This window comes from Mycoplana sp. MJR14 (assembly GCF_029210525.1).
Classification (GTDB): domain Bacteria; phylum Pseudomonadota; class Alphaproteobacteria; order Rhizobiales; family Rhizobiaceae; genus Mycoplana.
In genome coordinates this window covers 709362-735358 of the sequence record NZ_JARGEO010000002.1, presented here as the reverse complement: position 1 = coordinate 735358, position 25997 = coordinate 709362, and the positions used below count along the sequence as shown (strand labels likewise).

General features: G+C 66.7%; 23 protein-coding genes. 13 read left to right on the top strand and 10 right to left on the bottom strand.

What is annotated here, in order from left to right; genetic code table 11:
* Window positions 1–41 precede the first annotated feature (41 nt).
* From P0086_RS07735 to P0086_RS07725, 3 genes are read right to left on the bottom strand one after another with little or no spacing between them, the layout of a single operon-like run.
* Complete coding sequence (locus tag P0086_RS07735; RefSeq protein ID WP_275784245.1) at window positions 42–1286, bottom strand: glycosyltransferase; 1245 nt, start codon at window positions 1284–1286, stop codon at window positions 42–44.
* The gene (locus P0086_RS07730) at window positions 1283–2359 is read right to left on the bottom strand and encodes a radical SAM protein (RefSeq protein ID WP_275784242.1); all 1077 of its coding nucleotides are present in this window, start codon (window positions 2357–2359) and stop codon (window positions 1283–1285) included. The genes P0086_RS07735 and P0086_RS07730 overlap by 4 nt, the downstream gene beginning before the upstream one ends.
* Window positions 2322–3212, bottom strand: a complete 891-nt coding sequence (locus P0086_RS07725; protein WP_275784240.1) for an NAD(P)-dependent oxidoreductase — start codon at window positions 3210–3212, stop codon at window positions 2322–2324. The genes P0086_RS07730 and P0086_RS07725 overlap by 38 nt, the downstream gene beginning before the upstream one ends.
* A 228-nt stretch (window positions 3213–3440) precedes the next feature.
* Between P0086_RS07725 and P0086_RS07720 the strand changes: the two genes are divergently transcribed.
* From P0086_RS07720 to P0086_RS07680, 9 genes are all read left to right on the top strand, one after another.
* On the top strand, window positions 3441–4571 hold the full coding sequence (locus P0086_RS07720) for an FkbM family methyltransferase (RefSeq protein ID WP_275784237.1): 1131 nt from the start codon (window positions 3441–3443) through the stop codon (window positions 4569–4571).
* Entirely contained in the window at window positions 4568–5296 is a 729-nt protein-coding gene (locus P0086_RS07715; RefSeq protein WP_275784234.1) for an FkbM family methyltransferase, read from the top strand. The genes P0086_RS07720 and P0086_RS07715 overlap by 4 nt, the downstream gene beginning before the upstream one ends.
* Window positions 5297–5315: 19 nt before the next feature.
* A complete protein-coding gene (locus tag P0086_RS07710) occupies window positions 5316–6128 on the top strand; it encodes a cephalosporin hydroxylase family protein (RefSeq protein WP_275784232.1) in 813 nt (270 codons plus the stop codon).
* Window positions 6129–6164: 36 nt separating this feature from the next.
* Complete coding sequence (locus tag P0086_RS07705; RefSeq protein ID WP_275784228.1) at window positions 6165–6923, top strand: TylF/MycF/NovP-related O-methyltransferase; 759 nt, start codon at window positions 6165–6167, stop codon at window positions 6921–6923.
* Between the two features lie 103 nt (window positions 6924–7026).
* On the top strand, window positions 7027–7800 hold the full coding sequence (gene rfbF, locus P0086_RS07700; RefSeq protein ID WP_112597900.1) for a glucose-1-phosphate cytidylyltransferase: 774 nt from the start codon (window positions 7027–7029) through the stop codon (window positions 7798–7800).
* Window positions 7791–8852 carry a CDP-glucose 4,6-dehydratase gene (gene rfbG, locus P0086_RS07695; protein ID WP_275784443.1) on the top strand — a complete coding sequence of 354 codons (1062 nt, stop codon included), beginning with the start codon at window positions 7791–7793 and terminating at the stop codon, window positions 8850–8852. The genes rfbF and rfbG overlap by 10 nt, the downstream gene beginning before the upstream one ends.
* On the top strand, window positions 8849–10081 hold the full coding sequence (locus tag P0086_RS07690) for a class I SAM-dependent methyltransferase (protein ID WP_275784225.1): 1233 nt from the start codon (window positions 8849–8851) through the stop codon (window positions 10079–10081). Before rfbG ends, P0086_RS07690 begins: the two co-directional genes overlap by 4 nt.
* Entirely contained in the window at window positions 10078–10620 is a 543-nt protein-coding gene (gene rfbC, locus P0086_RS07685) for a dTDP-4-dehydrorhamnose 3,5-epimerase (RefSeq protein WP_275784223.1), read from the top strand. The genes P0086_RS07690 and rfbC overlap by 4 nt, the downstream gene beginning before the upstream one ends.
* Window positions 10617–11864, top strand: a complete 1248-nt coding sequence (locus P0086_RS07680; protein ID WP_275784220.1) for a glycosyltransferase family 2 protein — start codon at window positions 10617–10619, stop codon at window positions 11862–11864. The genes rfbC and P0086_RS07680 overlap by 4 nt, the downstream gene beginning before the upstream one ends.
* A gap of 54 nt (window positions 11865–11918) precedes the next feature.
* On the opposite strand, the gene mnhG is transcribed toward P0086_RS07680, so the two are convergent.
* The 7 genes from mnhG to P0086_RS07645 form a co-directional block, all read right to left on the bottom strand.
* Window positions 11919–12314, bottom strand: coding sequence for a monovalent cation/H(+) antiporter subunit G (gene mnhG / locus P0086_RS07675; RefSeq protein ID WP_112597892.1), 396 nt, complete (start codon window positions 12312–12314; stop codon window positions 11919–11921).
* On the bottom strand, window positions 12311–12592 hold the full coding sequence (locus P0086_RS07670) for a K+/H+ antiporter subunit F (protein WP_112597890.1): 282 nt from the start codon (window positions 12590–12592) through the stop codon (window positions 12311–12313). Before P0086_RS07670 ends, mnhG begins: the two co-directional genes overlap by 4 nt.
* A complete protein-coding gene (locus P0086_RS07665) occupies window positions 12589–13071 on the bottom strand; it encodes a Na+/H+ antiporter subunit E (RefSeq protein WP_275784215.1) in 483 nt (160 codons plus the stop codon). Before P0086_RS07665 ends, P0086_RS07670 begins: the two co-directional genes overlap by 4 nt.
* The gene (locus P0086_RS07660; RefSeq protein WP_275784211.1) at window positions 13068–14708 is read right to left on the bottom strand and encodes a monovalent cation/H+ antiporter subunit D; all 1641 of its coding nucleotides are present in this window, start codon (window positions 14706–14708) and stop codon (window positions 13068–13070) included. The genes P0086_RS07665 and P0086_RS07660 overlap by 4 nt, the downstream gene beginning before the upstream one ends.
* Window positions 14705–15043 (bottom strand): Na+/H+ antiporter subunit C, encoded by a 339-nt coding sequence (locus tag P0086_RS07655; protein WP_112597884.1) that lies wholly within the window; start codon window positions 15041–15043, stop codon window positions 14705–14707. The genes P0086_RS07660 and P0086_RS07655 overlap by 4 nt, the downstream gene beginning before the upstream one ends.
* Complete coding sequence (locus P0086_RS07650; RefSeq protein ID WP_275784207.1) at window positions 15043–17958, bottom strand: monovalent cation/H+ antiporter subunit A; 2916 nt, start codon at window positions 17956–17958, stop codon at window positions 15043–15045. Before P0086_RS07650 ends, P0086_RS07655 begins: the two co-directional genes overlap by 1 nt.
* Before the next feature lie 224 nt (window positions 17959–18182).
* Window positions 18183–19007 carry a bifunctional allantoicase/(S)-ureidoglycine aminohydrolase gene (locus P0086_RS07645; protein ID WP_112597880.1) on the bottom strand — a complete coding sequence of 275 codons (825 nt, stop codon included), beginning with the start codon at window positions 19005–19007 and terminating at the stop codon, window positions 18183–18185.
* A 174-nt stretch (window positions 19008–19181) separates the two neighbouring features.
* Here P0086_RS07645 and xdhC point away from each other — a divergent pair, with 174 nt between their 5' ends.
* The 4 genes from xdhC to P0086_RS07625 all read left to right on the top strand — a co-directional run bounded on the left by xdhC (window position 19182) and on the right by P0086_RS07625 (window position 25821).
* Complete coding sequence (gene xdhC / locus P0086_RS07640) at window positions 19182–20045, top strand: xanthine dehydrogenase accessory protein XdhC (protein WP_275784203.1); 864 nt, start codon at window positions 19182–19184, stop codon at window positions 20043–20045.
* A 187-nt stretch (window positions 20046–20232) separates the two neighbouring features.
* Window positions 20233–21129, top strand: coding sequence for a cellulose biosynthesis protein BcsN (bcsN, locus tag P0086_RS07635; protein WP_275784200.1), 897 nt, complete (start codon window positions 20233–20235; stop codon window positions 21127–21129).
* 88 nt (window positions 21130–21217) lie between these two features.
* Complete coding sequence (bcsA, locus tag P0086_RS07630) at window positions 21218–23413, top strand: UDP-forming cellulose synthase catalytic subunit (RefSeq protein WP_148151392.1); 2196 nt, start codon at window positions 21218–21220, stop codon at window positions 23411–23413.
* The gene (locus P0086_RS07625) at window positions 23410–25821 is read left to right on the top strand and encodes a cellulose biosynthesis cyclic di-GMP-binding regulatory protein BcsB (protein WP_275784196.1); all 2412 of its coding nucleotides are present in this window, start codon (window positions 23410–23412) and stop codon (window positions 25819–25821) included. Before bcsA ends, P0086_RS07625 begins: the two co-directional genes overlap by 4 nt.
* Window positions 25822–25997 lie beyond the last annotated feature (176 nt).

Genomic DNA, 25997 nt, shown 5'->3' with positions numbered 1-25997 from the left:
GGCCCGGCGCGATAGCGCAATGGCCAGGTCCGGGCTCCGTCTCAGCCGGCGCGACCGCCCCCGACGAGGCGCTGCAGGGATTCGTCCTGCGGATAGCAGGAAAAGAAGTGATCGATCGTGCCCTTGGCGGCGGCGCCGCGTTCGATTTCGCCCGATGGCATCATCGAACCGTCGACCGATCGGGTTCCCAGATACCAGTCCGCCGCCGATGTGCCGAGGGCGGCGAGAAAGTCGACCGGCCGCTTGTCCCGCGCGATCAGCGCCCCGTAGATCCGGGCGAAGGCGGCGGCGCTGTAGGTCGGCATGCGCGTCGCCGCGACATCCTCGGCCGCGTTCCTTCCCATCGCGACCGCCGCTTGGGGATGCGCGAGCAGGAAGGCCAGCCGGTCGGCCGCTTCGCCCGCGTCGTCGACCACGAAGCCGGTCTCGCCGTCCCTGACGATCGCGGCCTCCGCCGGGTTTGCGAAGACGATCGGCGTGCAGCCGCAGGACATCGCCTCGACGAGCGCGTTCTCGGCCGTGCCGAAATGGTCGCGGCGCAGCAGGTAGAGCAGGATCTGGATGTCGGCGAGCGCGGCTGCCGGATCCTCGGCGTGGCCGCGGAAGCGGATGCTGTCCGGCCGCCGCATGGCGCGCGCGGCCTGCATCACCTCCGAGGCCGGATCGACCGCACCCCAGACGGAGACCGGCTCGCCGTCGACCGCCGCCGCGTCGACGACATCGAAGAACTCCCGGCTCATCTTGGAGAAGTCGACCGTGCCGAGATAGCCGACCGAACCGGGCCTGCGGCGCCGGCTCGACCGCTTCTGGCGCGGCAGGAAGCCGAAGCCGCTGTTGACGACGCCGAGCCTGCGCCGCGCGTCTGGCTTGAGCGTTGCGACCGTGGGCGAGGCGAGCGAGCAGGAGGACGTGAACAGGAACCTGTCGCCGGCCGTCATCAGGCCCGCAGGCACGAACGGGGCGGCAAGCCCCGAGATGTGGCACCAGACGACCGTGCGCATCACGGGCCAGGCCGTCTCGCAGAGGCACTGGTAGATGCGCGGGTGGTTCCACCATTCGATCTGGACGATGTCCGCCTCGGCGGCGAGGCGCGCAAGCTCCTCGGGCGTGGGCGCGATGGTGATCGCCGCGCCACAGGCGGCGATGCTCGCGGCATAGCGCGGGTCGCGCGGGGCCTCCATCAGCACGTAGTGGCGCTCGACGAAGGACGGATCGGCCGCAACCAGGCTGGAATGCGCCTTCCCGACGCCGCCGCCGAGATGCGCGGCGACGTGCAGGATTCTCATTCGGCGGCGACCACGCTGGGGGTCTTGATGCCGCCCGGAGCCGGAATGGCGGGGTTGATGTCCACATGCGCCTTGAACTTGTCGAGCAGCATCGGCCGGTGGGCGTCGATATTGTCGGGCAGGCAGTGGCTCAGCTGGCCGCAGTTTCCGCAGACGCCGTTCTCGCGGCGCCGGCCTTCGAGATGCTGGAGGCGCAGCGCGTTCATCTTGTCGGAGTTCCAGATCTCCTTCATCGACTGCTGGCGCACGTCGCCGATGACGAGCTTGCGACCCCAGTCGAGGAAGCAGGAACTGACGAGCCCGTCGGCATTCACCGAATAGCCGTAGAAGATGTAGGGGCAGGTGTCGGTGTCGCCGATCTCCTGCTGGTAGATGCCGCCGGTGATCTTCACACCGGTATGCTTCTCGATGTCGAACTCCGGCCAGCAGGGGGCGAAGTTCTCGATGAAGATGCGGTCGCAATAGTCGCCGAACGTGTCGAAGAATTCCTGCCGCTGCGCCTCGGTGATCAGCTCGCCGGGGATCTTGATGGAGATCTCCATCTGCCCCTTGTTGTCGTAGAGCCACTTCACGTTGTCGACGAACTTGTCGAAGTCGAAGTTGAACCCGGTGAAGCGCTGGTACTGCTCGCGCGTCATGCCGTCGACGGAGATGTTGAGCTTGTCGAGCCCGGCCTCGATGATCGGCGCCATCCGCTCCGGCGTGATGAAGGTGCCGTTCGTGGTGGAATCGATGTAGTCGCAATGGCCGCTCTGCTTGGCGTAGGCGACCATGTCGGCGAAGCGCTTGTTCAGGAGCGGCTCGCCGTCCTTGTACATGCGCAGCACCTTGATCGGCTTGTCGAAGGCGCCGAGGTCGTCGACGACCTTCTGGAACACCTCGTACTTCATCGCCCCCTGGAAACGGCCGGTCTCGGCGATCATGTCGCGATGGCCGGTCGGGCAGAAGGTGCATTTGAAGTTGCAGGAACTGGCCGGGTCGACGAAGACGATGAACGGTGTCTCGAGCGGGATCACCGTCTCGAGGGCGGTCCGGTCATCCAGATTGATTCTCGGCTTCAGCTGCGCTTTCATCATTCGTCTCCGGCAGTCCCGCCGCTTTGACGAGATTGCAGACGCCGACGACGGCGGCAGGGTCGGAGGGATGGGGTAGGGCGGTGCCGAACTCCAGGAGGTCCCGTCTGCCATAGGCATCTGCAATCCGTTCGACAAACGCGCGGATCGTTACGGGCTGACCTGAACATATGTTGATTGCGCCAGGCTGGCGTGTGTCGACGAGGCTGGCGATCATCGCGCCGGCTTCCGCCACGTCGAGAAAGTCCCGGAGTTGGGTGCCGGCCGACAGCCGCGCGGTCTCGCCCCTTGCAAGCTGATCGTGAACGTAGGCGGCAAGGCGCCGCGGATGCTCGCCCTCTCCGTGCAGGTAGAACACCCTGCACCAGGAGAACAGCGTGTCGTGCCTGGCGAACCATTCCCGGAGCATGTGGAAGGTGGAGAGCTTGCAGGCGGCATAGAAGTTCGCAGGCTCGAGCGGGGAAGAGACCGCCAGCCGCTCGCCGGGCAGGCGGTACTCCATGCAGGTGCCGATGCCGATGAAGTGCCGCACGCCGGCCTCGCTCGCGCCGCGCGCAAGCTGGAAGCTGCCGGCGACGCATGCGGCATTTTCCGGCGCGTCGATGTAGCGTCCGTGTTCGACGTACCATGCGCTGTGGATGACGGCGTCGACGCCGGCGCAGGCCTCCGCCCACCATCCGGCATCGCGCGCGAACAGATCGTCGGTTTCGATGATGTCGGCTGCGGGCGCCGCCAGCCGGGCGGCTGTGCCGGGGCGCAGCACGACGCGGACCCGATGGCCCTTCCGCGTCAGTTCCTTGTGGATCTGCCGCCCGATAAAGCCGGTGGCGCCGGTCAGGAGCACGACGCTCATCGCAAGGCTCGCAAAAGGTCGTCTCTGGTAAAGGTGGTCACAGTGGTCATTGCCACCTTCCGTCACGTGCGTCCGCGTTTCCGGAAATCTCTATACCAACCACGCGATCGAACTGAAATGACCGCTGCCCATCTATCAAGCAGGAAATTCAGGGCAGGGGGGCCGCCGGCGGCGCCCTGTCGCGGTCGCAATTTTCCGGAACTGCCGGGATGTCCGGCGGCGCGCGCATTGTTGGCGCGCATCAACGACGGCGTCTGCCGCAGCGCCCCGCGCCACCCCCGCGCCCCGCTCGCGCTCTATGGAGCCGGCGACCTCGGCCGGTTGGCGTTCGATCACCTGCGAACGGTCGGCGTGGACGTCGCGCTCGTCGTGGATCGCGATGCCGCGCGCCTGCGCAGCGATCCCTTCTGGGCGGGCGTCCGGCTGGTCGAGCCCGCGGAGGTTCCGGCCGAGTTCAAGGAGACGGCGCAGCTCGCGGTCTGCATCGCGACGGCGCCCTTCTGCGCGATCGGCGATCATCTGGCCGCCGAAGGCTGGTCGGACATCGTGCCCTTCTACGACCTTGCCGAGAGCCAGCGCCATCGTCATCCGCTTTCGAACGGCTGGTTCGCCGAACCTCTGCCGACCGGGGAGCTGCAGAGCACTGCGACCGTGCTGGACGGCTGGGACGACGATCTGTCGCGCGCCCACCACCTGCAGTTCCTCGCCTGGCGGCGGCTGCGGGAAGAGTGGACCTTCGACGGCGCCCCGGTGACCGGGGACAACCGCTTCTTCATCCCCGAGGTCGAGCCGCATCTCGAAGGCGTCCGCGTCTTCGTCGACGGCGGCGCGCACCGGGGCGGCGTCATCGAGCGCTTCGTGGCGAAGGCCGGCGCCGATCTCGCCGCGATCGTGGCCTTCGAGCCGGACGAGAACCATTTCGCAGCATTTGGCCGCATGCAGTCGCAGCTTTCGCGCGAGGTCGCGGCGCGTGTCCGCCTCGAGCCGCACGCGCTCGACGCGGTCGAGCGCCGGCGGACGTTCCACGATGGCCTCGGCTATGCCTCCCAGTTTTCCGAGACCGGCAGCCGCATCGTGACGTCGCGGACGCTCGACAGCTTCGGCCTCCTCCCCGATTTCGTGAAGCTCCACCTCGAGGGCGGTGAACTCGACGCCCTGCGCGGCGGCCTTGAGACGATCCGCTCCAGCCGGCCCGTTCTCGCCGTCACGACCTATCACAATGCCGACGGCATCTGGCGCACGCCGGCCTGGCTGATGGAGCATCTCGACGACTACCGCTTCCTGATGCGGCTGCACAGCTGGTGCGGAACGGGCGCGGTGGTCTATGCGATACCGCGTGAACGGAAAGTTTCGCCATGACCAGATTTGCGCAGGACAGCGGCTTCATCTTCGATCTCGGCATGAACAATGGCGACGATACGGACTATTACCTGCGGCTCGGCTACGATGTTGTCGCCGTGGAGGCCAACCCCGCCCTTTGCGAACGGGCCTCGAAGCGTTTTTCTCAAGCCGTGGCTGATGGCCGGCTGAAGATCGTAAATGCGGCCGTCTGGGAGACGTCGGGCGAGACGAATTTCTTTGTCAATCTGCAGAACGACCACTGGAGCAGCATCGATATCGGCTGGGCCGGACGGGACAACAGTGCGTGCCGGGAGATCACCGTCCGCTGCGTGACGCTGCCCGAGCTCTTCGACGAGTATGCCGTACCCCACTACCTCAAGATTGATGTCGAGGGCGTGGACCATGTCGTGCTGGATCAACTCCTGAGCGTGTCCCACCTGCCGAAATTCGTCAGCGTCGAAGACTGCCGCTTCGGCTTTGAATACATGAAGACGCTCTTTGCGTGCGGCTACGACGGCTTCAAGCTGCTCGACCAGTCGACCGTGCCCACGCTGACGGACGTCCGCCTCGGCCATGTCTTCGCGCCGGGCTCCTCCGGCCCGCTCGGCCCCGACATCGAAGGGCCGTGGATGTCATATGACGACATGGTCGACCTCTACAGCAGGACCGTCCGCGACTTTGGCGGCAATCGTCTCGCCCCGCGAACCCAATGGTGGGACATACACTGCACTCGTCTCAACTGAACCCAGGACCGAAAGAAACATGTCGGCAGAAGCCCAGTTCGCTGCATACGTCAGCAAAAACATTGAAGGCATTGGCAAGGATACGGCCTTTCTCGGCCTGTCCAGCATCTGGGTGAGAGAGGCCATACGTCACAACTATGCGCAGAATTTCACCTGGCTCGGCAGGCCGGTCATCCAGGTCCCGCAGGACGTCTACGCGATCCAGGAACTGATCTGGACCTGCCGCCCCGACCTGATCATCGAGACTGGCATCGCCCATGGCGGCTCGCTCGTGCTCAGCGCCTCGATGCTGGCCATGCTGGACTACTGCGACGCCGTCGCCGCCGGCACGGTGCTCGACCCGAAGGCGAGCCGCCGCAAGGTCGTGGGCGTCGACATCGACATCCGCGCCCACAATCGCGCCGGCATCGAGGCGCATCCGCTCGCCCACAAGATCAAGACCGTCGAGGGTTCGTCGATCGCGCCCGAGGTGTTCGAAAAGGTCAGGGCCCATGCCGAGGGCTATGAGCGCATCATGGTGTTCCTCGATTCCAACCACACCCATGAGCACGTGCTGGCGGAACTGGAGCTCTATGCGCCGCTGACGTCCAAGGGCTCCTACTGCGTCGTCTGGGACACCGGCGTGGAGGACCTGCCGGACGAGATGTGCGCCAATCGCCCCTGGGGCAAGGGCGACAATCCGAAGACCGCCGTCTGGGAATATCTGAAGCGGCTTTCCGGCGAGGGCCGGACCGCTGCCGACGGCGCGAAGCTTCAGTTTGCGACCGACAAGACCATTGAACACAAGATCGTCATCACCGCCTCGGCGGATGGCTTTCTGCGCCGCATCTGACCCGATGGCCGGCTAAAGGGAAAACGGAGACAAATGATGGCGTCCGATACATTCTACTACCCCTCGGCAGGCGAGGACGGCTTCTTCAGGAAGCTCGAGGAACTGATCGCGAAGTGGCCGCACGATGTCCGGCACTACCTCGACCTCTTCCCGGTCTATGCGAGCCGCCGTTCCTTCATCCGGCAGCTTGCCCACTACGAGCTCTTCAAGCTGACCATCGACCTTCCCGGTCACTATGCCGATTTCGGCGTCTATTTCGGCAAGTCGTTCTTCAGCTGGCACAAGTTCCTGGAGACCTTCACGCCGACGGCCACCCACAAGAAGGTGATCGGCTTCGACAGTTTCGAGGGATTTCCCGGTCTGGCGGACGAGGACGGCAAGACCGACGGCAGCATCCAGAAGGAAGTGGGCGGTCTGAGCTCCGAGAGCTTCCTGGAGGAGTTCCAGGCGCTGCTCGCCCTCCACAATGCCGACTCGGTCATCCCCGCCAACCGCGGCAGCATCGTCAAGGGCGATATCTGCAAGACCCTGCCGGCCTGGCTGAAGGAGAACTCGGAGGCCCGCTTCTGCCTTCTCAACCTCGACGTCGACATCTACGAGCCGACCCGGGTCATCCTCGAGGAGTGCTGGGATCGGCTCGTGCCCGGTGGCGTGCTCGTGCTCGACGAATATGCGACCAGCAAGTGGCCGGGGGAGACGCTGGCCTGGGACGAATTTGCCCGCAGCCGCAAGATCGACAAGCCGCTCAGCCGCTTCCCCTGGGCCAATGCGCCGGGCGCGTGGCTGGTGAAATGACCGGCCGCCGTGCAGGAGCCCTGCCGCCGCTCAAGGTCCGCGCAACATAGGATCAATAATGAGTTGGTGCGTTCCTGGTGCCAACTCATGCCGGATGTCTGAAATGAAAGTTGTCATACTTGCCGGCGGTCTTGGATCTCGCCTTGCAGAGGAAACGATCCTGCGCCCCAAGCCGCTGGTGGAAATCGGCGAAAAGCCGATCCTGTGGCACATCATGAATATCTACTCCCATCACGGGCTGACGGACTTCATCATCTGCGCCGGCTACAAGAGCTACATGATCAAGGAGTACTTCGTTAACCTGATCCTCCATCACAGCGACGTGTCGATCGAGCTGCGGACGAACAGGATCGAGTACCATCATCGCGAATGCCCGCCCTGGCGCGTCACGGTCGTCGATACCGGTCTCCACTCCATGACCGGCGGCCGCATCCGCCGCATTCGCGAATACCTGAACCCGAACGAGCCGTTCTGCCTGACCTATGGCGACGGCGTCGGCGACATCGACATCACAGCCGAGATCGCCTTCCACCGCGCCCACGGCCGCAAGGCGACGATGTGCGCGGTGACGCCGCCCGGGCGCTTCGGTGCCGCCCACATCGAGGGCGATCTCGTGACGCGCTTCACCGAGAAGCCGCACGGCGACGGCCAGCGCATCAATGGCGGCTTCTTCGTGCTCGATCCCTCCGTCATCGACCTCATCGAGGACGACGCGACGGTCTGGGAAGGCGATCCGCTGGCCAGGCTCGTCGAGAGCCGCGAACTGGTAGCCTTCCGCCATGACGGCTTCTGGCAGCCGATGGACACGCTGCGCGAGCGCATGATGCTGGAGGACCTGTGGAACTCGGGCCGGGCACCGTGGAAGGTCTGGAATTGAAGGCGTTCTGGAAGGGAAAACGGGTCCTCGTCACCGGCCATACCGGCTTCAAGGGAACGTGGCTCACTCTCTGGCTCGAACGCCTCGGCGCCGAGGTCTGCGGAATTGCGCTCGATCCGGACCAGTCCCCCTCCATCTATACGCTCGCCGGGCCATGGGACGGCCGCCACCACCACGCGGTGGACATCCGCGACGCGCAGCAGCTCCAGCGCCGTGTGAAAGACTTCGCGCCGGAGATCGTGCTTCATCTTGCGGCCCAGGCGCTCGTCCGGCGCTCCTATCGCCAGCCGGCCGAGACCTATGCCGTCAACGTGACCGGCACCGTCAATCTCCTGGACGCGGTGCTGGCGGCAGGCCCGGTGAAGACGGTTCTCGTCATCACCACCGACAAGGTCTACGCCGAGACCGGAACGGGGGTGCCCTACCGCGAGGGCGATGCGCTCGGCGGCAAGGACCCCTACAGCAACTCCAAGGCCTGCGTCGAGCTGCTCTGCCGCAGCTATCGCCAGAGCTTCATGGCCGGGGCGGGCATCGGCCTTGCGACGGCGCGCTCCGGCAACGTCATCGGCGGCGGCGACTGGTCGGAGGACCGGCTGGTGCCCGACATGGTGCGCGCCTTCTGCGCCGGTGAGGCGGTGAGCTTGCGCTACCCCGATGCGACGCGCCCCTGGCAGCATGTGCTGGAGCCGCTGTCGGGCTATCTGATGTTCGCGCAGGCCCTCCACGAAGACCCCGCGGCGCAGCTGGACGCCCTGAACTTCGGTCCCGACCCGAACAACGTCGCGACCGTCTCGCAGCTTGCCGAAGAACTCGCGCGCGTCTGGGACGCCGGCAGCGGCTGGCGGCGGGCCGAAGGCGTCCATCCGCCGGAAGCCGCACAGCTGACGCTCGATTCGACGCTGGCCGCGACCACGATCGGCTGGCGGCCGCGGCTCGATCTCCGCCGCACCGTCGACTGGACCTGCGCCTGGTACAAGGCCTGGCGGGCCGGCGCCGACATGCGCGCGTTCACGCTCGGCCAGATCTCCGAATACGAAGGACTGCTTGCATGACCGACAGGCTGTGCCGCTTCTGCAATGCCCCGCTCGTCCATGTCTTCGCCGACCTGGGCGTCACGCCGCTGGCCAACGCCTACGTCAAGCCTGCCGACGCCGGCTCCCCCGACGCGACCTATCCGCTGCGGGCCTTCGTCTGCGACGAATGCTGGCTGGTGCAGGCCGAGGCCTTCGCCTCGCCGCAGGAGATCTTCAGCGACTATGCCTATTTCTCCTCCTTCAGCGACAGCTGGGTCGAGCACGCCCGCCGCTTTGCCGACGGGGCGATCGAGCGCTTCGGACTGACGGCGCGCGCGCAGGTGATCGAGGTCGCGAGCAACGACGGCTATCTGCTGCGCCACTTCGTTTCCCGCGGCATCCCCGCACTCGGGATCGAGCCGGCGCAGAACGTCGCGAAGGTGGCCCGCGAGGCGGGCGTTCCGACCGAATGCCGCTTCTTCGGCCGCGAGACCGCGACGGACCTCGCCGAAAGAGGCCTGCTGGCCGATCTCGTGGTCGGCAACAACGTTCTCGCCCACGTGCCGGACATCAACGATTTCGTCGGCGGCATGGCGATCGTCCTCAAGCCCGACGGCGTCGTCAGCTTCGAGTTCCCGCATCTGCTGCAGCTGATCGAGAACGTGCAGTTCGATACGATCTACCACGAGCATTTCTACTATCTCTCGCTGCTCGCGGTGGAGAACGTGCTGGCAAGGCACGGGCTCGTCGTGGTCGACGTCGAGGAACTGCCGACCCATGGCGGCAGCCTGCGGGTAACGGCAGCGCGCGGAAGTTCCGCCGCCCACAGGCCGACCAAAGGGGTCGAGAAGGTCCGCAACGACGAGCGCGCGGCCGGGCTTGCCGATGTCGCCCGCTACCGCGCCTTCCAGCAGACCATCCTCCCGGTGCGGGAAGGACTGCTCGCCTTCCTCCGCAAGGCGAAGGCGGAAGGCCGCAGCGTTGCGGCCTACGGGGCAGCGGCAAAGGGCAATACGCTCCTGAATTTCTGCGGCATCGGCACCGACCTGATCGCCTATGTCGTCGACCGCAGCCCCCACAAGCAGGGCCATCTGCTCCCGGGCAGCCGCTTGCCCATCCATGCTCCCGAAAGGCTGGCCGAGACGAAGCCCGACTACGTGCTCATCCTGCCGTGGAACATCAGCGCCGAGATCGTCGCGAACAACGACATCTCGGCCTGGGGCGGACGCTACGTCATCGCCGTCCCAGAACTCGCCGTGCTGACATGAGGTTTGCCCCGAGCCGCATCGCAGGCGCATTCTTCATCGATGTCGATGGCCACGGCGACGAGCGCGGCCTGTTCGCGCGCACCTTCTGCGCCGAGACATTCGCGTCACACGGCCTCGTCACCCGGTTTCCGCAGTGCAACGTCTCCTACAGCGCCGTGCGAGGCACCCTGCGCGGCCTGCACTACCAGGCGGCCCCGCATGGGGAGGCCAAGCTGGTGCGCGCCACGCGCGGCCGGGTCTTCGACGTCGCCGTCGACCTGCGCCCCGGTTCTGGCACCTATCTCGCCTGGGACGCAGTCGAGCTGGACTGGCGGCGGAGAAACGCCTTCTACATTCCCGAGGGCTGTGCCCACGGGCTGCTCACCCTCGAGGACGACTGCGAAGTCTTCTACCAGATGTCGGCGGCCTACGTTCCCGAGCTCGCACGCTGCGTGCGCTGGGACGATCCGGCCTTCGCGATCGCCTGGCCGATGGCCCCGACCACCATGAACAACAGGGACGCGACCTGCGCCTATTTCACACCGGAGACCGACGCATGACCGACGTCAAGCTCAGCATCTGCATTCCGACCTACAACCGCGCCCCCTATCTGCGCTTTCTGCTGGAGAGCTTCCTGGAGCAGAAGGACCTGGGCTTTTCCTACGAGCTGGTGATCTCCGACAACGCCTCCCCCGACGATACCGGTGCCGTCGCGGAAGAGTTCCGCGCGCTCGGCCTGCCGATCCGGTATTTCCGGCGGGAGGTGAATGGTGGCGGCTGGCCGAACCTGCTCAACGCCTACCAGAATGCCATCGGCCGGTATGCGATGCATCTCGCCGACGACGACCTGCTCATCTTCGACGGGCTGCGTGCGACGATCGAATACCTGGACGCCAACCCGGACGTGACCGTCTGCCACGCACCCTGGTACCTGCATGACGCGGTGATGGGCAAGGACGAGAAGCTCTTCTATGCGGTCGACAAGCCCCGCCGGTTCGAGCAGCGCAAGTTCGGGCCGCTCCTGGGCTTCATCCTCGAGGGACACGTCTTCCCGGAAATCGCGGTCTACCGCGCCGACGTGCTCCGCACGGTGATGGTGCCGCGCGACTTCTGCTACTGGGCCTTTTCCTATATCGCCCAGGCGCTGGATCTCGGAGCGGTCGCCTTCCTCGACAAGCCGTTCTACCGCTCCGTCACCCACAGCCCCGTCGCGCAGAACCGCGACCAGGCGGGCCTCGAGGAGACCATGACCGCCTGGGATCGCTACCGCGGCGGCATCGAGTACCTCATCTACATGGCCGAGCGGCACGGACAGCTGGACCTGTCCGGCGACAAGCGGAGCAAGCTGGCCCAGGCCTGCGGCGAGTTCACGGCGATCCGCATGAGCGTCGCCATGCGGCTCTGGGCGGCCAGGAAGGAGTTCATCAAGGCCTATGAGCTCTACACCCGCATCTGCCTCGCCGGCCTCGACAAGCATCCGGATATTCTCAGGCTCAAGGAACAGCTGCCGCTGATGGCCAGCCTCCAGATCCTCGCCCGCAAGGTCAACGCGGTCTCCGGGCTGCGCTATCTCGTGCTCGACGCATTCCCGGACGTCCGGACGGTCGGAGGGGTCCTGAAGGAACTCGGGCTCGATCCGGCAATCGAGGTCATCGCGACGCCGGAAAACCCGACCGCCGAAATCGCCGATGCGGCGGCCGTCGTCACGTCCAAGCACCCGCGCCGCGAGATTCTCGTCAAGCAGGGCTTCCGGCCGGGCCTCGTCTTCAGCGAATCCGATCTCGTCCGCGGCATCGTGGTCTGACCCGGTCAGAGGCGCTGGCGGGCGGCGGCTGCGGGGTGTCGGACGCACTGCCCGTCAATCGGCGGCACCGGCGGCGGGTGCGTCCTTTCCGGAGGCCGTTCCCGCGGTCGCCGAGGGCGGCACGTTGGCGTTGCCCTCCGCGCGGTCCCTGTGCAGCGCGGCCTGGGCGAGCAGCATCAGCGTCACCGGCGTCGTCACCGTCACGAAGATGCCGATCAGAATTTCATGGAAGACGGGACGGGCGCCGGTGACGGTGAAGAAGATCATCGACGCCATGACGACGCCGCCCGTCCCCCAGCTCGTGCCGAGCGTCGGCGCATGCAGGCGTTCGTAGAAGCTCGGAAGGCGCGTCAGCCCGATCGTGCCGATCAGCGCGAGTGTGGCGCCGAGGAGCAGGAAGAAGCAGACGGCGATCGCCGCCCACAGTGGCAGGTCGGCGGCCTGGCTCATTCGATCACCTCCCCGCGCATCAGGAATTTCGCCAGCGCCACCGTCGCCACGAAGCCGAGCAGGCCGATGATCAGCGCCGCCTCGAAGTAGATGGTCCGGCCGCTGCCGATGCCGAAGGTCAAGAGCAGCAGCATGGAGTTGACGTAGAGCGTGTCCAGTCCGAGCACCCGGTCCTGGGCCCGCGGTCCGCGGATCATCCGCAGCAGCGCCAGCGCCATCGCGATCGACAGTATCACATGGGCCGCCGTGAGCGCGTAGTAGAGGATGGTGACGCTCATTCGAAGATCTCCATCAGCAGCCTTTCATAGCGGTTCTTGACGAGGTCGGTCCATTCCTGCTCCTCGACCAGGTCGAGCACGTGCATCAGAAGCGACCCGTCGGAGGAGTTGTACTCGAGCCAGGCCGTGCCCGGCGTGCTCGTCAGGATCACGGCCAGGATGGCGAGCGCGGTCGGATCCTTCACCTCCAGATGGATCGTCATGAAGCCGGACCTGTGCCTGCGGCGGCGTCCGGTCACGATGATCGACACGACGGCGAAGTTCGAGCGGACGATGTCGTAGAGCACGATGGCGATCAGATGGGGCAGAAGGTGCCAGCGGCGGATGCGCGGCTTGTGCGGCCGCAGCGCCGCCATCCCCCAGGAGGCGAAGGTGGCGATGATGCCGCCGAGGATCAGGTGGCCGATGGTGAAGCTGTTCAGCGTCATCCACATCAGCACCAGCGACAGCGACAGGAGCGGGTAGGGAAGCACGCTCATGGCAGCACCTGCGGGCCGGCCGCGCCGGCGCGGCGGGCGTTCGTCACGGCATCCACGTAGTGATGTGTGGCACTGAGGGCCTCCGTGGTCGCGTCCATGTAGCGCATGACCGGATCGGCCTGAACGGTCAGCATCAGCGAGGCGAGCAGCAGCATCAGCACCGGCGCCATCTCGATGACGAGCACGCGCGGCTCCGTGCCCTCCATCGACGCCCAGAACGTGCGGATGCCCGACCGCGTCATGGCGATCAGGGCGGAAAGGCCGGACAGGATGATCATGAAGACGACGAACCAGATGTAGCCCGGAACCGATGCGGCGCTTTCGCCGCCCGCCGGGTTCAGCATCGCCGAGAGCATGGCGAACTTGGCGACGAAGCCGGACAGCGGCGGCAGGCCGGCGAGCAGGATACCGCAGGCGGCAAAGCAGATGCCGAGCATCGCCATGGTGCCGGGCATGGCGAAGCCGCCGCCGCCCTCTTCCTCCTCGTCGTCGGCGTCCGCATCGCCATAGGCCTCCATCGTCACGGCAAGGACGCTGGCGCCGGCATCCTGGCCGCGCTCGACGAGTTCGATCAGCATGAAGAAGGCGCTGATCGTCAGCGTCGAGCTGACGAGATAGAACAGCGCGCCCGTGGTGATGCCGCTGCTGCCGAGGCCGATCGCCGTCAGCAGCGTCCCGGAGGAGACGAGCACGGAGAAGCCGGCAAGCCGCCCGAGCGCCTGCGAGGCGAGAACGCCGATGGCGCCGAAGGCGATCGTGGCGAGCCCGCCGATCAGAAGCACATGCAGCCCGAAGCCGGAGGACGGCGTGCCTTCTGCGAAGACCAGCAGCGTCAGCCGCAGGATGACGTAGACGCCGACCTTGCTCATGATGGCGAAGATGCCGGCGACCGGGGCGGAGGCCGCCGTATAGGCCGGCGGCAGCCAGAAGTTCAGCGGCCACATGCCGGCCTTGATCAGGAAGGCGACCCCGAGAATGCCGGCGCCCGCCTCCAGCAGCATGCGCTGCTCGGCGCCGACGGTGGCGACGCGCACGGCGAGGTCGGCCATGTTCAGCGTCCCGGTCACGCCGTAGATCAGGCTGACACCGATCAGAAACAGGAGCGCGGCGGCGAGGTTGACGGCGATGTAGTGCAGCCCGGCCTTGACGCGCAGAAGCCCGGAACCGTGCAGCAGGAGGCCGTAGGACGCAGCGAGCATCACCTCGAAGAAGACGAACAGGTTGAACAGGTCGCCGGTCAGGAAGGCGCCGTTCAGCCCCATCAGCAGAAACTGGAACAGGCTGTGGAAGTGCGCACCGGCGGTGTGCCAGCGCGCCATCGAAAAGATCAGCGCCGGAACCGCCAGCGTCGAAGTCAAAACCAGCATCAGCGCCGAGAGACGGTCGACCACGAGCACGATGCCGAACGGGGCGGCCCAGTTGCCGAGGAGATAGACCCCCTGCTGGGCGGTCTCCGGTCCGTCGATACGGCCGGCGAACCGGAACAGCGCGACCGCCACCGCAAAGATCGCGACGGTGGAGGCAAGCCCGATCAAGGCCTTCAGCGTGCGCTGCCGCTCGTCGAACAGCAGCAGCACGGCGCCCGTGACGAGCGGGATCAGGATCGGCGCGACGATGAGATGCTGGGCGAGGCTCATTGCGATTGCTCTCGCCCGTCGACATGGTCGGTGCCGGTGAGCCCGCGCGAGGCGAGCAGCACCACGAGGAAGAGCGCCGTCGTCGCGAAGCCGATCACGATCGCCGTTAGCACCAGCGCCTGCGGCACCGGGTCGGTATAGTCGGAGACGGGGACGCCGTCGGCGAGGATCGCCGGCGCGTTCACCTTCAGCCCGCCCACCCCGAAGATGAAGAGATTGACGGCATAGGAGAGAAGCGCCAGGCCGATGATGACCTGATAGGTGCGCGGCCGCAGGATCAGCCACACGCCGGACCCCGTCATGATGCCGATCCCGAGCGAGAGAATGAGTTCCATCAGGCGTCCTCCGTTTTCGGCACGGTCTTGACCCGGTAGGTTCGGATCGACTGGTGGGCGATGGCGATCAGGATCAGCACGGTCGCGCCGACGACCAGGCCGAACACGCCGAGATCGAACAACAGCGCGGTGGCGGCAGGGACCTTGCCGATCAGCGGCAGCGTCAGGTATTGCGAATGCGACGTCAGGAAGGGGTAGCCGAAGAACCACGATCCCGCGCCCGTCGCCACCGCCACGAGCAGCCCGAAGCCGATCCAGCGCAGCGGCAGGATCCGCAGCCGGTCCTCCGCCCAGCGCGTGCCGCCGCCGAGATACTGCAGCAGGAACGCGATCGCCATGGTGATGCCCGCGGCAAAGCCGCCGCCCGGCAGGTCGTGGCCGCGCATGAACAGGAAGATCGCAAAGGTGATGACGACCGGGAACAGCCACTGCATCACGACCGAAGGCACGAGCAGGTAGTCGCGCACGGTGTCGCCCTCCTGCCGCTCCGGCTGGTCCTGGTCGTAGGCGTTCTGGATCCGCTGCTGTTCGGGCACCTCGATGCTCTCCGCCGCCGGGCGGAAGCGGCGCAGCAGCGCGAAGACCGTCAGCGCGACGATGCCGAGGACGGCGATCTCGCCGAGCGTGTCGAAGCCGCGGAAGTCGACCAGGATGACGTTGACGACGTTCCGGCCGCCGCCTTCGGTATAGGCGTGCTCGAGGAAGTAGTTGGCGATGGTGTTGGGCACCGGCAGCGTCATCACCGCATAGGCCAGCACCGACATGCCGACGCCGCAGACGACGGCGATCGCAAAGTCGCGCAGGCGCCGCAGCCGTGCGGAGAAGGTGGTGCTGTCATCGACCTTGCCCAGGCGCTTCGGCAGCCAGCGCAGGCCGAGAAGCAGCAGCACGGTGGTGACGATCTCGACGAGCAGCTGCGTGATCGCGAGATCGGGCGCCGACAGCCAGGCGAAGGTCACGCAGGTGACGATGCCCGCGCCGCCGATCATCAATAGCGCCGCAAGCCGGTGATACTTGGCGACGACCGCCGCCGTCAGCGCCGAGAGCATGCCGATCACCCAGATCATCGCAAAGGCGGGATCGACCCCGGAAAGCGGCGGCAGCCTGGCTTCGAAGCCGGAGATGTAGAGCGGTACGAAGGCCGAGAGGAAGCTGATGCCGGCCACCAGCCGCAATTGCGGCTGCAGCCGCCGCGTGCCGAGGTTCGCCTCCAGCCACCGCGCCCATTTCCAGGACACGGTCACGAGGATGCGTTCGAAGATGCGCTGGCCGCGCAGGTGCCGGAGGACCGGCGGGCCATCCTCGGCATGGGCCAGGTAGTTGTGCAGCGCGAAGTAGAGCGCGGCGCCGCCGATCATCGCGATCACGCTCATAGCGAGCGGCAGGTTGAAGCCGTGCCAGACGTGCAGGCTGTATTGCGGCGTGTCGGGCCCGAGCACCGAAATCACCGCCGTGCTGAGAAACGGCCCGATGGAGAGCGACGGCACGATGCCGACGATCAGGCAGGCGAACACCAGGAACTCAAGGGGAAAGCGCATCCAGCGCGGCGGCTCGTGCGGGTTGGGCTTGGGGATGTCGGTCGGCGGCGGGCCGAAGAACACCGTGTGGATGAAGCGGATCGAATAGGCGACGCTGAAGGCGCCGGCAAGCGTCGCGATATAGGGCAGCGCCCGGTCGAGGACCGAATCCGCATGCGTCTCGACGGCTTCGGCGAAGAACATCTCCTTCGACAGAAACCCGTTCAGGAGCGGCACGCCCGCCATCGCCGCGCAGGCGACCATCGCGAGCGTCGCCGTGTAGGGCATGAAGCGGAACAGCCCGGAGAGCTTCTGCATGTCGCGGGTGCCGGTCTCGTGGTCGATGATGCCGGCGGCCATGAACAGCGAGGCTTTGAAGGTGGCGTGGTTGACCATGTGGAAGATCGCCGCGACCGCGGCCAGCGGGCTGCCGAGGCTGAGCAGCGTCGTGATCAGCCCGAGATGGCTGATGGTCGAATAGGCGAGCAGCCCCTTGAGGTCGCGCTGGAAGATCGCGAAGTAGGCGCCGAGCAGGAGGGTGGAGATCCCCGCAAACCCGACCAGCCAGAACCACTCGAACGTGCCCGAAAGCGCCGGCCACAGGCGGACGAGCAGGAACACGCCCGCCTTCACCATCGTCGCCGAATGCAGGTAGGCGGAGACCGGCGTCGGCGCCGCCATCGCGTTCGGCAGCCAGAAATGGAACGGGAACTGCGCGCTCTTCGTTAAAGCGCCGATGAGGATCAGGATCAGCGCCGGCAGGTAGAGCGGGTGTTCCTTGATGACCGCGCCGGCCGCCAGCACCTCGTCGAGGTCGTAGCTGCCGACGATGTGGCCGATCAGCAGGAAGCCGACCAGCAGGCAGAAACCGCCGATGCCGGTGATCGTCAGCGCCATGCGGGCGCCGTCGCGGGCATTGGCGTTGTGGTACCAGTAGCCGATCAGAAGGAACGAGAAGATGCTCGTCAGTTCCCAGAAGATCGAGAGCAGGATGATGTTGCCGGACAGCACGACGCCCAGCATCGCCCCCATGAAGGCGAGCAGGAAGGAGAAGAACCGCGGGATCGGATCCTCCGCCGACATGTAGTAGCGGGCATAGACCGTCACCAGGAAGCCGATCCCCGTCACCAGCATGGCGAAAAGCCAGGCGAAGCCGTCCATCCGGAGCGTAAAGTTCAGGCCGAGTTCCGGCAGCCAGCGCACCTCGAAGCGCACGACCTTGCCGGCGGTCACCGAGGGATAGTAGAGGGCCGTCAGGATCGTGGCGCCCAGTGCCACGCCGCCTGCGAGCGAGGCTGGAAGCGTTCGGGCGGCGGTACGCCAAAGGAAGGCAGTCACGATGCTGCCGACAAAGGGAAGAAGTAAGAGAAAAAGCAGTAACTTGTCAGGCATCAGCAAACATATCGAATCGAATCGGAACCTCTTCGTGAATGGGGATAGCGTGTAGCGCAGGCCGCAAATCGATGCTTGCTGCGCGCCATAAATTTATCTTTACCGATCGAGGCTTCCGTTGCAATCCGCAGGCCGGGCAAATCGGTCGCCGAGGGGCCGTTTTTTCCAAGCCGCTGCCGAGCCTGCCGCATTTGGTCCTTGCGCGGCGTCCGAATGACTGCCGCGTCGCGTCAGCGCGAGAGCTTCATGTGCCGGTTGACGTCCTTGTAGAGCAGGTAGCGGAAGCTGCCCGGGCCGCCGGCGTAGCAGGCCTGCGGGCAGAAGGCGCGCAGCCACATGAAGTCGCCGGCCTCGACCTCCACCCAGTCCTGGTTCAGCCGGTAGACCGCCTTGCCCTCGAGCACGTAGAGCCCGTGCTCCATCACATGCGTCTCGGCAAACGGGATGACCGCGCCGGGCTCGAGCGTGACGATGGTCACGTGCATGTCGTGGCGCAGGTCGGACGGATCGACGAAGCGCGTCGTCGCCCACTTTCCCTGCGTATGCGGCATCGGCGCCGGCGCGATGTCCTTTTCGTTCAGGAACAGCGGTTCGGGAACGTCGAGCCCGTCGACCTTCTCGTAGGCCTTGCGGATCCAGTGGAAGCGGGCCGCATCCGCGCCGGCGTTCGCAAGCCGCCAGCCGCTGGCGGGCGGCAGGTAGGCATAGCCCCCGGGCGTCAGCACATGGCTCTGCCCGCCGAGCGTGACTGTCACCTCGCCCTCCATCACGAACAGCACGCCCTCGGCCGCAGGATCGGTCTCCGGCCGGTCGCTGCCGCCGCCGGGCGCCACCTCCATGATGTACTGCGAGAAGGTTTCGGCGAAGCCGGAGAGCGGGCGCGACAGCACCCAGAGCCGGGTGCCGGTCCAGAACGGCAGGAAGCTCGTGACGATGTCCATCATCACGCCCTTGGGGATGACGGCATAGGCTTCGGTGAAGACGGCCCGGCCGGTGAGCAGCTGCGTCTGCAGGGGGGCGCCGCCCTTCGGCGCGACATAGGTTCGATCGGTCATGCGTGTCTCCCTGCGGCTGCGGTTCTGCCTGTGGCGATTGCCGATCGATAGCGCATGCGGGATGAAAATGCAGCGCCTTGTTGTCCGCGATCGTGGTTGCGCACTATCATCCTTGTGCAAATTCACCGGTCCTGGCGCCCAACGGGCCCGGCCGGCCGGACAAGGACCTGGTCAATGCCTGTCGCCTGCGACGATCTCCGCGCCTTCCTGCAAGCAGACGGCGGCTGCATGCTGGTCGAGGTGGCGGCGGTGGACGGTTCGACGCCGCGCGAGGCGGGTGCCTGGATGCTCGTCTCGGCGACCGCCACCTTCGCCACCATCGGCGGCGGCCAGCTCGAATTCATGGCGATCGACCACGCCCGCCGGGCGCTGCGCCAGGGGCAGCCGGCCGCCCCGCTGACCATTCCGCTCGGGCCGGAGATCGGCCAGTGCTGCGGCGGGCGCGTCCGGCTCGTCTTCGTAACGGTCACCCCGGCGCTCGCCGCGCGCCTCCTCGAGCGGCGGGACCGCGAGGTCGCGGCCCGCCCTTCCGTCCATCTGTTCGGTGCGGGGCATGTGGGCAACGCGCTCGCCCTTGCGCTGTCGCTCGCCCCGGTTCGCACGATCCTCGTGGACGGCCGCGCCGACGAGCTTGCCGCAGCGCGCATCCCCGGCGTCGAGACCCGCCTGACGGCCGTGCCCGAGGCGGTGGTCCGCGAAGCGCCGAAAGGCAGCGCCTTCGTCGTCCTGACGCATGATCATGCGCTCGACTTCCTGATCGCCGCCGAGGCATTGCGCCGGGACGATGCCGCCTATGTCGGCATGATCGGTTCGAAGACGAAACGCGCGACCTTCAGGAGTTGGCTCTCCCGCGAGGGCGGGCCGGCTACGCTTGCCGACCGTCTCGTCTGCCCGATCGGCGGAGCGATGCTCCACGACAAGCGCCCCGCGGTGATCGCAACCCTGGCCGCAGCGGAGATCCTGACCGCCGTGCTGAGCCCGGCTGGCCCCGGCCACATTCCGGTCGAGGGACGCTCGGCCGCGCGCCCGGCGGACTGACGCCGCACCGCAGGCGAACCGGCGATCGGGAGTTCCGGCCTGACATTTCCCTGTGCGAGGGCGCTGCCGCTCATGCCGCGGGTTTCACTGCCTTTCCTTGTGATCTATAGACGGACTGAAGGAACGCGGATCTGATTCGGGGGCGTTGCTCTTGCCAACGGCTTGCGGCGAACGACAATTCTGGCCGATGACCGGCGTTGCCATGCTCGCAGCCGCTGCCTTGCTTGCCGGGTGTGCGGCCCGCGACGGCGTGCGGCTTCCCGCCGCCAATCGCATCGTGTCCGAAAACGAAGCTCTGATCGTTCCGGCCGCAGGCGGCCCGGCCGTCGTCGATGTCGTCCAGCGCGACTATTCCAATGCGGTGGAGCAGAAGGTCTCGCTCTTCACCTCCTCCACGATTCCCGGCCAGAACTACCTCAGCATCCAGATGTACGGGCCGATGGAGGCGACATTGGACGGCCAGAGCCGGCTGGGCTTCCGCCCCGTGCACGTCTCCAGGCTCTCCAGCGAGATGCGCCAGCAGATCCCGGGCGTGGCCATGCGCACCTCGCCGCTCTACCTGCAGAACCAGTACGGTCCGTTCGGCTATGCCTTCGGCCGCAGTGCCGCGGGTGATGCCTGTCTCTACGGCTGGCAGCAGCTGCGCGCCCGTGACGACGAGCGCACGCTCTTCCAGAACCGTGGCAACATCCAGGTCCGGGCGCGACTGTGCGACAGCGACGCCGACGAGCGGGAACTGCTTTCGGTCATGTATGGCTACACGATCAACGGGACCTTCGAGCCGCAGGGCTGGAACCCCTACGGTCCGCCGCGGCCGGTGGATCCGACGCTCGGCGAGGATTCCAGCCCGATCCTGCCCGCCGCCGCCGAGCTTTCGACACGCGCCCCCCGCCCGGCCGCCGCCCCCGGGAGGGTGCAGCGCGTCGCGATCGAGCGCGAGGCTCAGAGCGGCGAGGGCGGGCAGCCGCTGCGCCCGACGGTCGCCGTTCCCTCGCCGGTTGCCGGCACGGAACCGGCGGCACCCGGCGGCGCGGTCGTCGTGCCGGCGCCCGGCTGCGTCTATGGCGCCGCCGGCTGCAATTGAAGCCTGACCGCGAATTTCTGGCGGGCTAATTTTTCGTTAACGGGAAGCGGCTAATTCTAGGATACTGCCCGCAGACGAAGGAATCGGAATGAACAGGATCGGTACCGTCGCCATCTGGGCAGTCGTCACGTTTTGCGTCATTGCCCTGATTGCACTGCCGATCAACCTGCAGACGCAGCTGATCGCCAGCATCACCATCGTGGCGCTGATGGCGGTCATCAAGATCCTGAAGGGCGAAGGCATCTGGCGCCTCATCGCGCTGGCGCTCGGCACCGCGGTCGTCCTTCGCTACGTCTATTGGCGTTCCACCAGCACCTTGCCTCCGCTCAGCCAGCTCGAGAACTTCATCCCCGGCTTCCTGCTCTATCTGGCGGAGATGTACAGCGTCGGAATGCTCGCGCTGAGCCTCTTCGTCGTTTCCATGCCGCTGGCGCCCCGCGCCGAACGCAGCGGACAGCTGAAAACCTTTCCCAAGGTCGACGTGTTCGTTCCGAGCTACAACGAGGACGAGGCGCTGCTGGCCAACACCCTGGCCGCCGCCAAGGCGATGGACTATCCGGCCGACAAGCTGCAGGTCTGGCTGCTCGACGACGGCAGCACCGAGCAGAAGCGGAATTCGAGCAAGGTGCTGGAGGCGCAGGCAGCGCTTGCCCGTCACGACACGCTCCGCCAGCTCTGCGACGATCTCGGCGTGCACTATCTCACCCGCGCCCGCAACGAGCACGCCAAGGCGGGCAATCTCAACAACGGCCTGGCCCATTCGGACGGCGAGCTGATCGCCGTGTTCGACGCCGATCATGCGCCCGCGCGCGATTTCCTGCGCGAGACCGTCGGCTACTTCGACGACGATCCGAGGCTCTTCCTCGTCCAGACGCCGCACTTCTTCCTCAACCCGGACCCGCTGGAGCGCAATCTCAGGACCTTCGAGAAGATGCCGAGCGAGAACGAGATGTTCTATGGCATCATCCAGCGCGGCCTCGACAAGTGGAATGCCGCCTTCTTCTGCGGCTCGGCGGCGGTCCTCAGCCGGCGGGCGCTGAAGGAGACCGCCGGCTTCAGTGGCGTCTCCATCACCGAGGATTGCGAGACCGCGATCGCGCTGCATTCGCTCGGCTGGAACAGCGTCTATGTCGACAAGCCGCTGATCGCGGGCCTCCAGCCGGCCACGTTCGCGAGCTTCATCGGCCAGCGCAGCCGCTGGGCTCAGGGCATGATCCAGATCCTGCGGTTCCGCTTCCCGCTGTTCAAGCGCGGGCTGTCGATCCCCCAGCGCCTCTGTTACATGTCGTCGACGCTGTTCTGGTTCTTCCCGTTCCCGCGGACGATGTTCCTGATCGCGCCGCTGTTCTACCTCTTCTTCGACCTGCAGATCTTCACCGCTTCGGGGGGCGAGTTCCTCGGCTACACGCTCGCCTACATGCTGGTGAACATGATGATGCAGAACTACCTGTACGGCACGTTCCGCTGGCCCTGGATTTCCGAGCTCTACGAGTATGTGCAGAGCGTGCACCTGCTGCCGGCGGTCGTTTCGGTGATCCTCAACCCGCGCAAGCCGACGTTCAAGGTGACGGCGAAGGACGAATCCGTCCTCGTCAGCCGCCTCTCGGAGATCAGCCGGCCGTTCTTCGTCATCTTCGGCGTGCTGTTCGTGGCCCTGCTGGTCAGCGTCTACCGCTTCTATGCCGAGCCCTACAAGGCCGACGTGACGCTGGTCGTCGGCGGCTGGAACCTGCTCAACCTGATCATCGCCGGCTGCGCCCTCGGCGTCGTCTCCGAGCGCGGCGAGAAGTCCGCGAGCCGGCGCGTCCGCGTCAGCCGCCGCTGCGACTTCGTCACCGACGGCCGCAGCTTTCCTGCGACGATCGAGAACGTCTCGGCGAACGGGGCACGGGTGCAGGTCTACGGCATCGACCGCCAGACCGTCGGGCTCGACATGGATGCCGCGATCCGCTTCATTCCCTATGGCGGCGACGAGCCGGAAGAACTGCCGGTGCAGGTGCGCAATGTCGAGGGCCATGGCGACCTGACCGCGATCGGCTGCCGCTTCACGCCCTGCGTGGCGCGCCATCACAGCCTCGTCGCCGATCTCATCTTCGCCAATTCCAACCAGTGGAGCGATTTCCAGCTGGCCCGGCGCGGCAATCCCGGCATCCTGTTCGGAACCCTCTGGTTCCTGCGCGTGGCGCTCTACCAGACGAGCCGCGGCCTCGTCTATCTGGCGCGCAGCATGAAGCCGAAGGCGGCAGCCGCCGAGGCGGGTGCCGTCAGGGAGGCCACCCGATGAGGCCCATCCTCGCCGCGACGCTGATCGCCTCCTGCGCCTTCGCAGCCTCCGTGGCCGCGCAGCAGGTGCCCTTCGACATGAGCGGTGAGCGGGCGCAGCAACCGGGCGCAAGCCCTTCGCCCGCAAGCCCCCCGCCGGCGGTGCCGCAATCCGGCCAGCCGCTGGCGCCGCAGCCCGGCCCGCAGGCGAGTCCGCAGCCGTCGTCGCCGCAGCCTCCGGCCGCTCCCGCCGCATTGCCTGCGCCGCAGCCCGCCGCCGCGGCGGCCGGCCCGCGCTTCTACGTCGTGCCGTCCGATCGCCTCAACCTCGCCGGCGAATACGCGACCCGCGACTGGACGATCTACCTTACTCCCGAGCAGGCCGAGGCGGCCGCGAAACTCGACTTCGGCTACCGCAACAGTATCTATGTGGCGCCGGAAGCCTCGAACCTGTCGGTCTATGTCAACGACACCCTGATCGGCCAGGTGCCGGTCCAATCGCCGGGCGGCGTGGCCGACAGGAGCTTCGAGATCCCCTACGGGCTGATGCGGCCGGGAACGAACAAGATCGGGTTCAGCGCAACCCAGCGCCACAGGACCGACTGCACGGTGCAGTCGACCTACGAGCTCTGGTCGGATGTCCTGCCCGAGCGGACATTCCTCGAATTCGACGCCGCCAAGATGACCGCGGCCCCGACCCTGGACGACATCCGCGCCGTCGGCGTCGACGAGAAGGGTCAGACGCGCTTCAACATCGTCGTGCCGAAACTGGAGCAGTCCGCGACGACGACGCCGCTGCTGCGGCTGTCGCAGGCGCTCGGCATGCTGGCGACGATGCCGAACCAGGTGTTCGAGTTCTCGACCGCCCTGCCGTCGAAGGCGGCTTCCGGCGAACTGACGGTCGTCGTCGGCACCGCGGCCGAGCTCGAGGGGATCCTGCCGCGGCTGCCCGACGGTGCGCGCTCGGGCGGCATTGCGGCCTTCATGGAGAACCCCGTCACGCAGGCGCCCGTCCTGGTGCTGACCGGCCCCAGCTGGGAGGCCGTCGAGAGCGTGGTGGAAAACATCCTGGCGCCGGTCAACCGGTCGGAGAATTCCACCCGGTCGGCACTGGCGACCCAGCGCTGGACCGGGATGAACACCCCGCTTCTGACCGGCAGCTCGCGCCTGCCGTTCTCGGCGCTCGGCCTGAAGTCGGCCGAGTTCAGCGGCCGGCGGTTCCGCACCGGCTTCTATGTCGGCATTCCCTCCGACTTCTACGGGGATGCCTATGGAGAGGCGAGGATCCTGCTCGATGCCGCCTATTCGCGCGACGTCCTGCCCGGCAGCCACATCGACGTCTATGTCAATGGCAGCATCGCCTCAACGGTGCCGATCACCCGGGCGGGCGGCGACGTGCTGCGCCATCTGCCGATCCGCTTCACCATGCGGCATTTCCGCCCCGGCGCCAATCTGATCGAGATCGAGGCCGTGCTGCAGACCCGCGCCGACGAGGTGTGCGTGCCGGGCACGACGGCCAGCAACGAGCCGCGCTTTGCCCTGTTCGACACCTCGGAGTTCCGCGTCGGCGATTTCGCCCGCATCGCCCAGCTTCCCAACCTCGGCGCGGTGGCCGGCACGGGTTTTCCCTACGGCCGGGGCGGCGAGACCGTCGACCTGATCGTCGACCGGATCGACAACCAGACGCTCTCGGCGACGGCGACGCTTCTCAGCCAGCTCGCCGTCATGGCCGGGCGGCCGGTCGCGACCGTCCCCAAGGCTTCCGCCGCCGCCACGGGCGAGGGCAACGCGATCTTCGTCGGCCCGATATCGCAGATCCCGCCGGTGGCCCTGGCGCAGACCCATCTGTCCGAGGACACCGCCAAGATCTGGGGCACCTCCGCCCAGAGCGCATCCCCGGACGCCAACGCCGACATGCTGGACGCGTGGCGCCAGAAGACCAGCAGCAACGCATGGCAGAAGCCGTTCATGGCCGTCAGCGACTGGCTGGACCGGAATTTCGACATTTCCCTCGGCTCGCTGCGGTTTCGGCCCGGCGACGAGGCGATGTTCGTACCGCCCGATACGGCGAACCTGGTGGTGGCGCAGGGCATCGGTCCGTCCGGCGGCGGCGCCTGGCTCGTGCTCACCGCGCCGACGCCCGAGAAGCTGCAGGCCGGGGCCGCCACCCTGGTGCGCAACGCCAACTGGGAGCTTCTCTCCGGTTCGCTGACGCTGCTCGGGGTCGGCGACAAGCCGATGGAGACGCGGCCGGTGACCCGCGTCTCCTTCCTCCCGACCCAACCGTTCTCCATCTGGAACTACCGGCTGATCGCCGCGAACTGGCTGTCGACCAACATCCTCTCCTACGCGGTGCTGCTGGCCTGCCTGTCGGTGCTTCTGGGCCTCGTGACCTTCTCGCTGCTCGGCCGCTTCGGAAAACGCAGGTAGGCATGGGCAGGGAACGGCCGTATTTACCGATCGTTAACCATAGTCTGGCTTTGTCGATATCTCGTCTGCCGGTGGAATCGCGTGCCGCCGGCCAACCGGCACAGGAGCGGATCGATCCGGTCCGTCCGCAGCTAGCCCCGGCCGGATCCGTGCGGGGGCCGGTTCTTGTTGGGGCG

Excerpts from the sequence above, each read along its gene's own strand:
- rfbC (WP_275784223.1), top strand. The coding sequence starts at position 10,078 with ATGAGGTTTGCCCCGAGCCGCATCGCAGGCGCATTCTTCATCGATGTC.
- P0086_RS07735 (WP_275784245.1), bottom strand. The coding sequence starts at position 1,286 with ATGAGAATCCTGCACGTCGCCGCGCATCTCGGCGGCGGCGTCGGGAAG.
- P0086_RS07655 (WP_112597884.1), bottom strand. The coding sequence starts at position 15,043 with ATGGAACTCATTCTCTCGCTCGGGATCGGCATCATGACGGGGTCCGGC.
- rfbF (WP_112597900.1), top strand. The coding sequence starts at position 7,027 with ATGAAAGTTGTCATACTTGCCGGCGGTCTTGGATCTCGCCTTGCAGAG.
- mnhG (WP_112597892.1), bottom strand. The coding sequence starts at position 12,314 with ATGAGCCAGGCCGCCGACCTGCCACTGTGGGCGGCGATCGCCGTCTGC.
- bcsN (WP_275784200.1), top strand. The coding sequence starts at position 20,233 with ATGACCGGCGTTGCCATGCTCGCAGCCGCTGCCTTGCTTGCCGGGTGT.
- P0086_RS07710 (WP_275784232.1), top strand. The coding sequence starts at position 5,316 with ATGTCGGCAGAAGCCCAGTTCGCTGCATACGTCAGCAAAAACATTGAA.
- P0086_RS07680 (WP_275784220.1), top strand. The coding sequence starts at position 10,617 with ATGACCGACGTCAAGCTCAGCATCTGCATTCCGACCTACAACCGCGCC.
- P0086_RS07645 (WP_112597880.1), bottom strand. The coding sequence starts at position 19,007 with ATGACCGATCGAACCTATGTCGCGCCGAAGGGCGGCGCCCCCCTGCAG.
- P0086_RS07665 (WP_275784215.1), bottom strand. The coding sequence starts at position 13,071 with ATGAGCGTGCTTCCCTACCCGCTCCTGTCGCTGTCGCTGGTGCTGATG.
- xdhC (WP_275784203.1), top strand. The coding sequence starts at position 19,182 with ATGCCTGTCGCCTGCGACGATCTCCGCGCCTTCCTGCAAGCAGACGGC.
- P0086_RS07670 (WP_112597890.1), bottom strand. The coding sequence starts at position 12,592 with ATGAGCGTCACCATCCTCTACTACGCGCTCACGGCGGCCCATGTGATA.
- P0086_RS07725 (WP_275784240.1), bottom strand. The coding sequence starts at position 3,212 with ATGAGCGTCGTGCTCCTGACCGGCGCCACCGGCTTTATCGGGCGGCAG.
- P0086_RS07690 (WP_275784225.1), top strand. The coding sequence starts at position 8,849 with ATGACCGACAGGCTGTGCCGCTTCTGCAATGCCCCGCTCGTCCATGTC.
- bcsA (WP_148151392.1), top strand. The coding sequence starts at position 21,218 with ATGAACAGGATCGGTACCGTCGCCATCTGGGCAGTCGTCACGTTTTGC.
- P0086_RS07660 (WP_275784211.1), bottom strand. The coding sequence starts at position 14,708 with ATGAGCCTCGCCCAGCATCTCATCGTCGCGCCGATCCTGATCCCGCTC.
- P0086_RS07705 (WP_275784228.1), top strand. The coding sequence starts at position 6,165 with ATGGCGTCCGATACATTCTACTACCCCTCGGCAGGCGAGGACGGCTTC.
- P0086_RS07715 (WP_275784234.1), top strand. The coding sequence starts at position 4,568 with ATGACCAGATTTGCGCAGGACAGCGGCTTCATCTTCGATCTCGGCATG.
- P0086_RS07625 (WP_275784196.1), top strand. The coding sequence starts at position 23,410 with ATGAGGCCCATCCTCGCCGCGACGCTGATCGCCTCCTGCGCCTTCGCA.
- P0086_RS07730 (WP_275784242.1), bottom strand. The coding sequence starts at position 2,359 with ATGAAAGCGCAGCTGAAGCCGAGAATCAATCTGGATGACCGGACCGCC.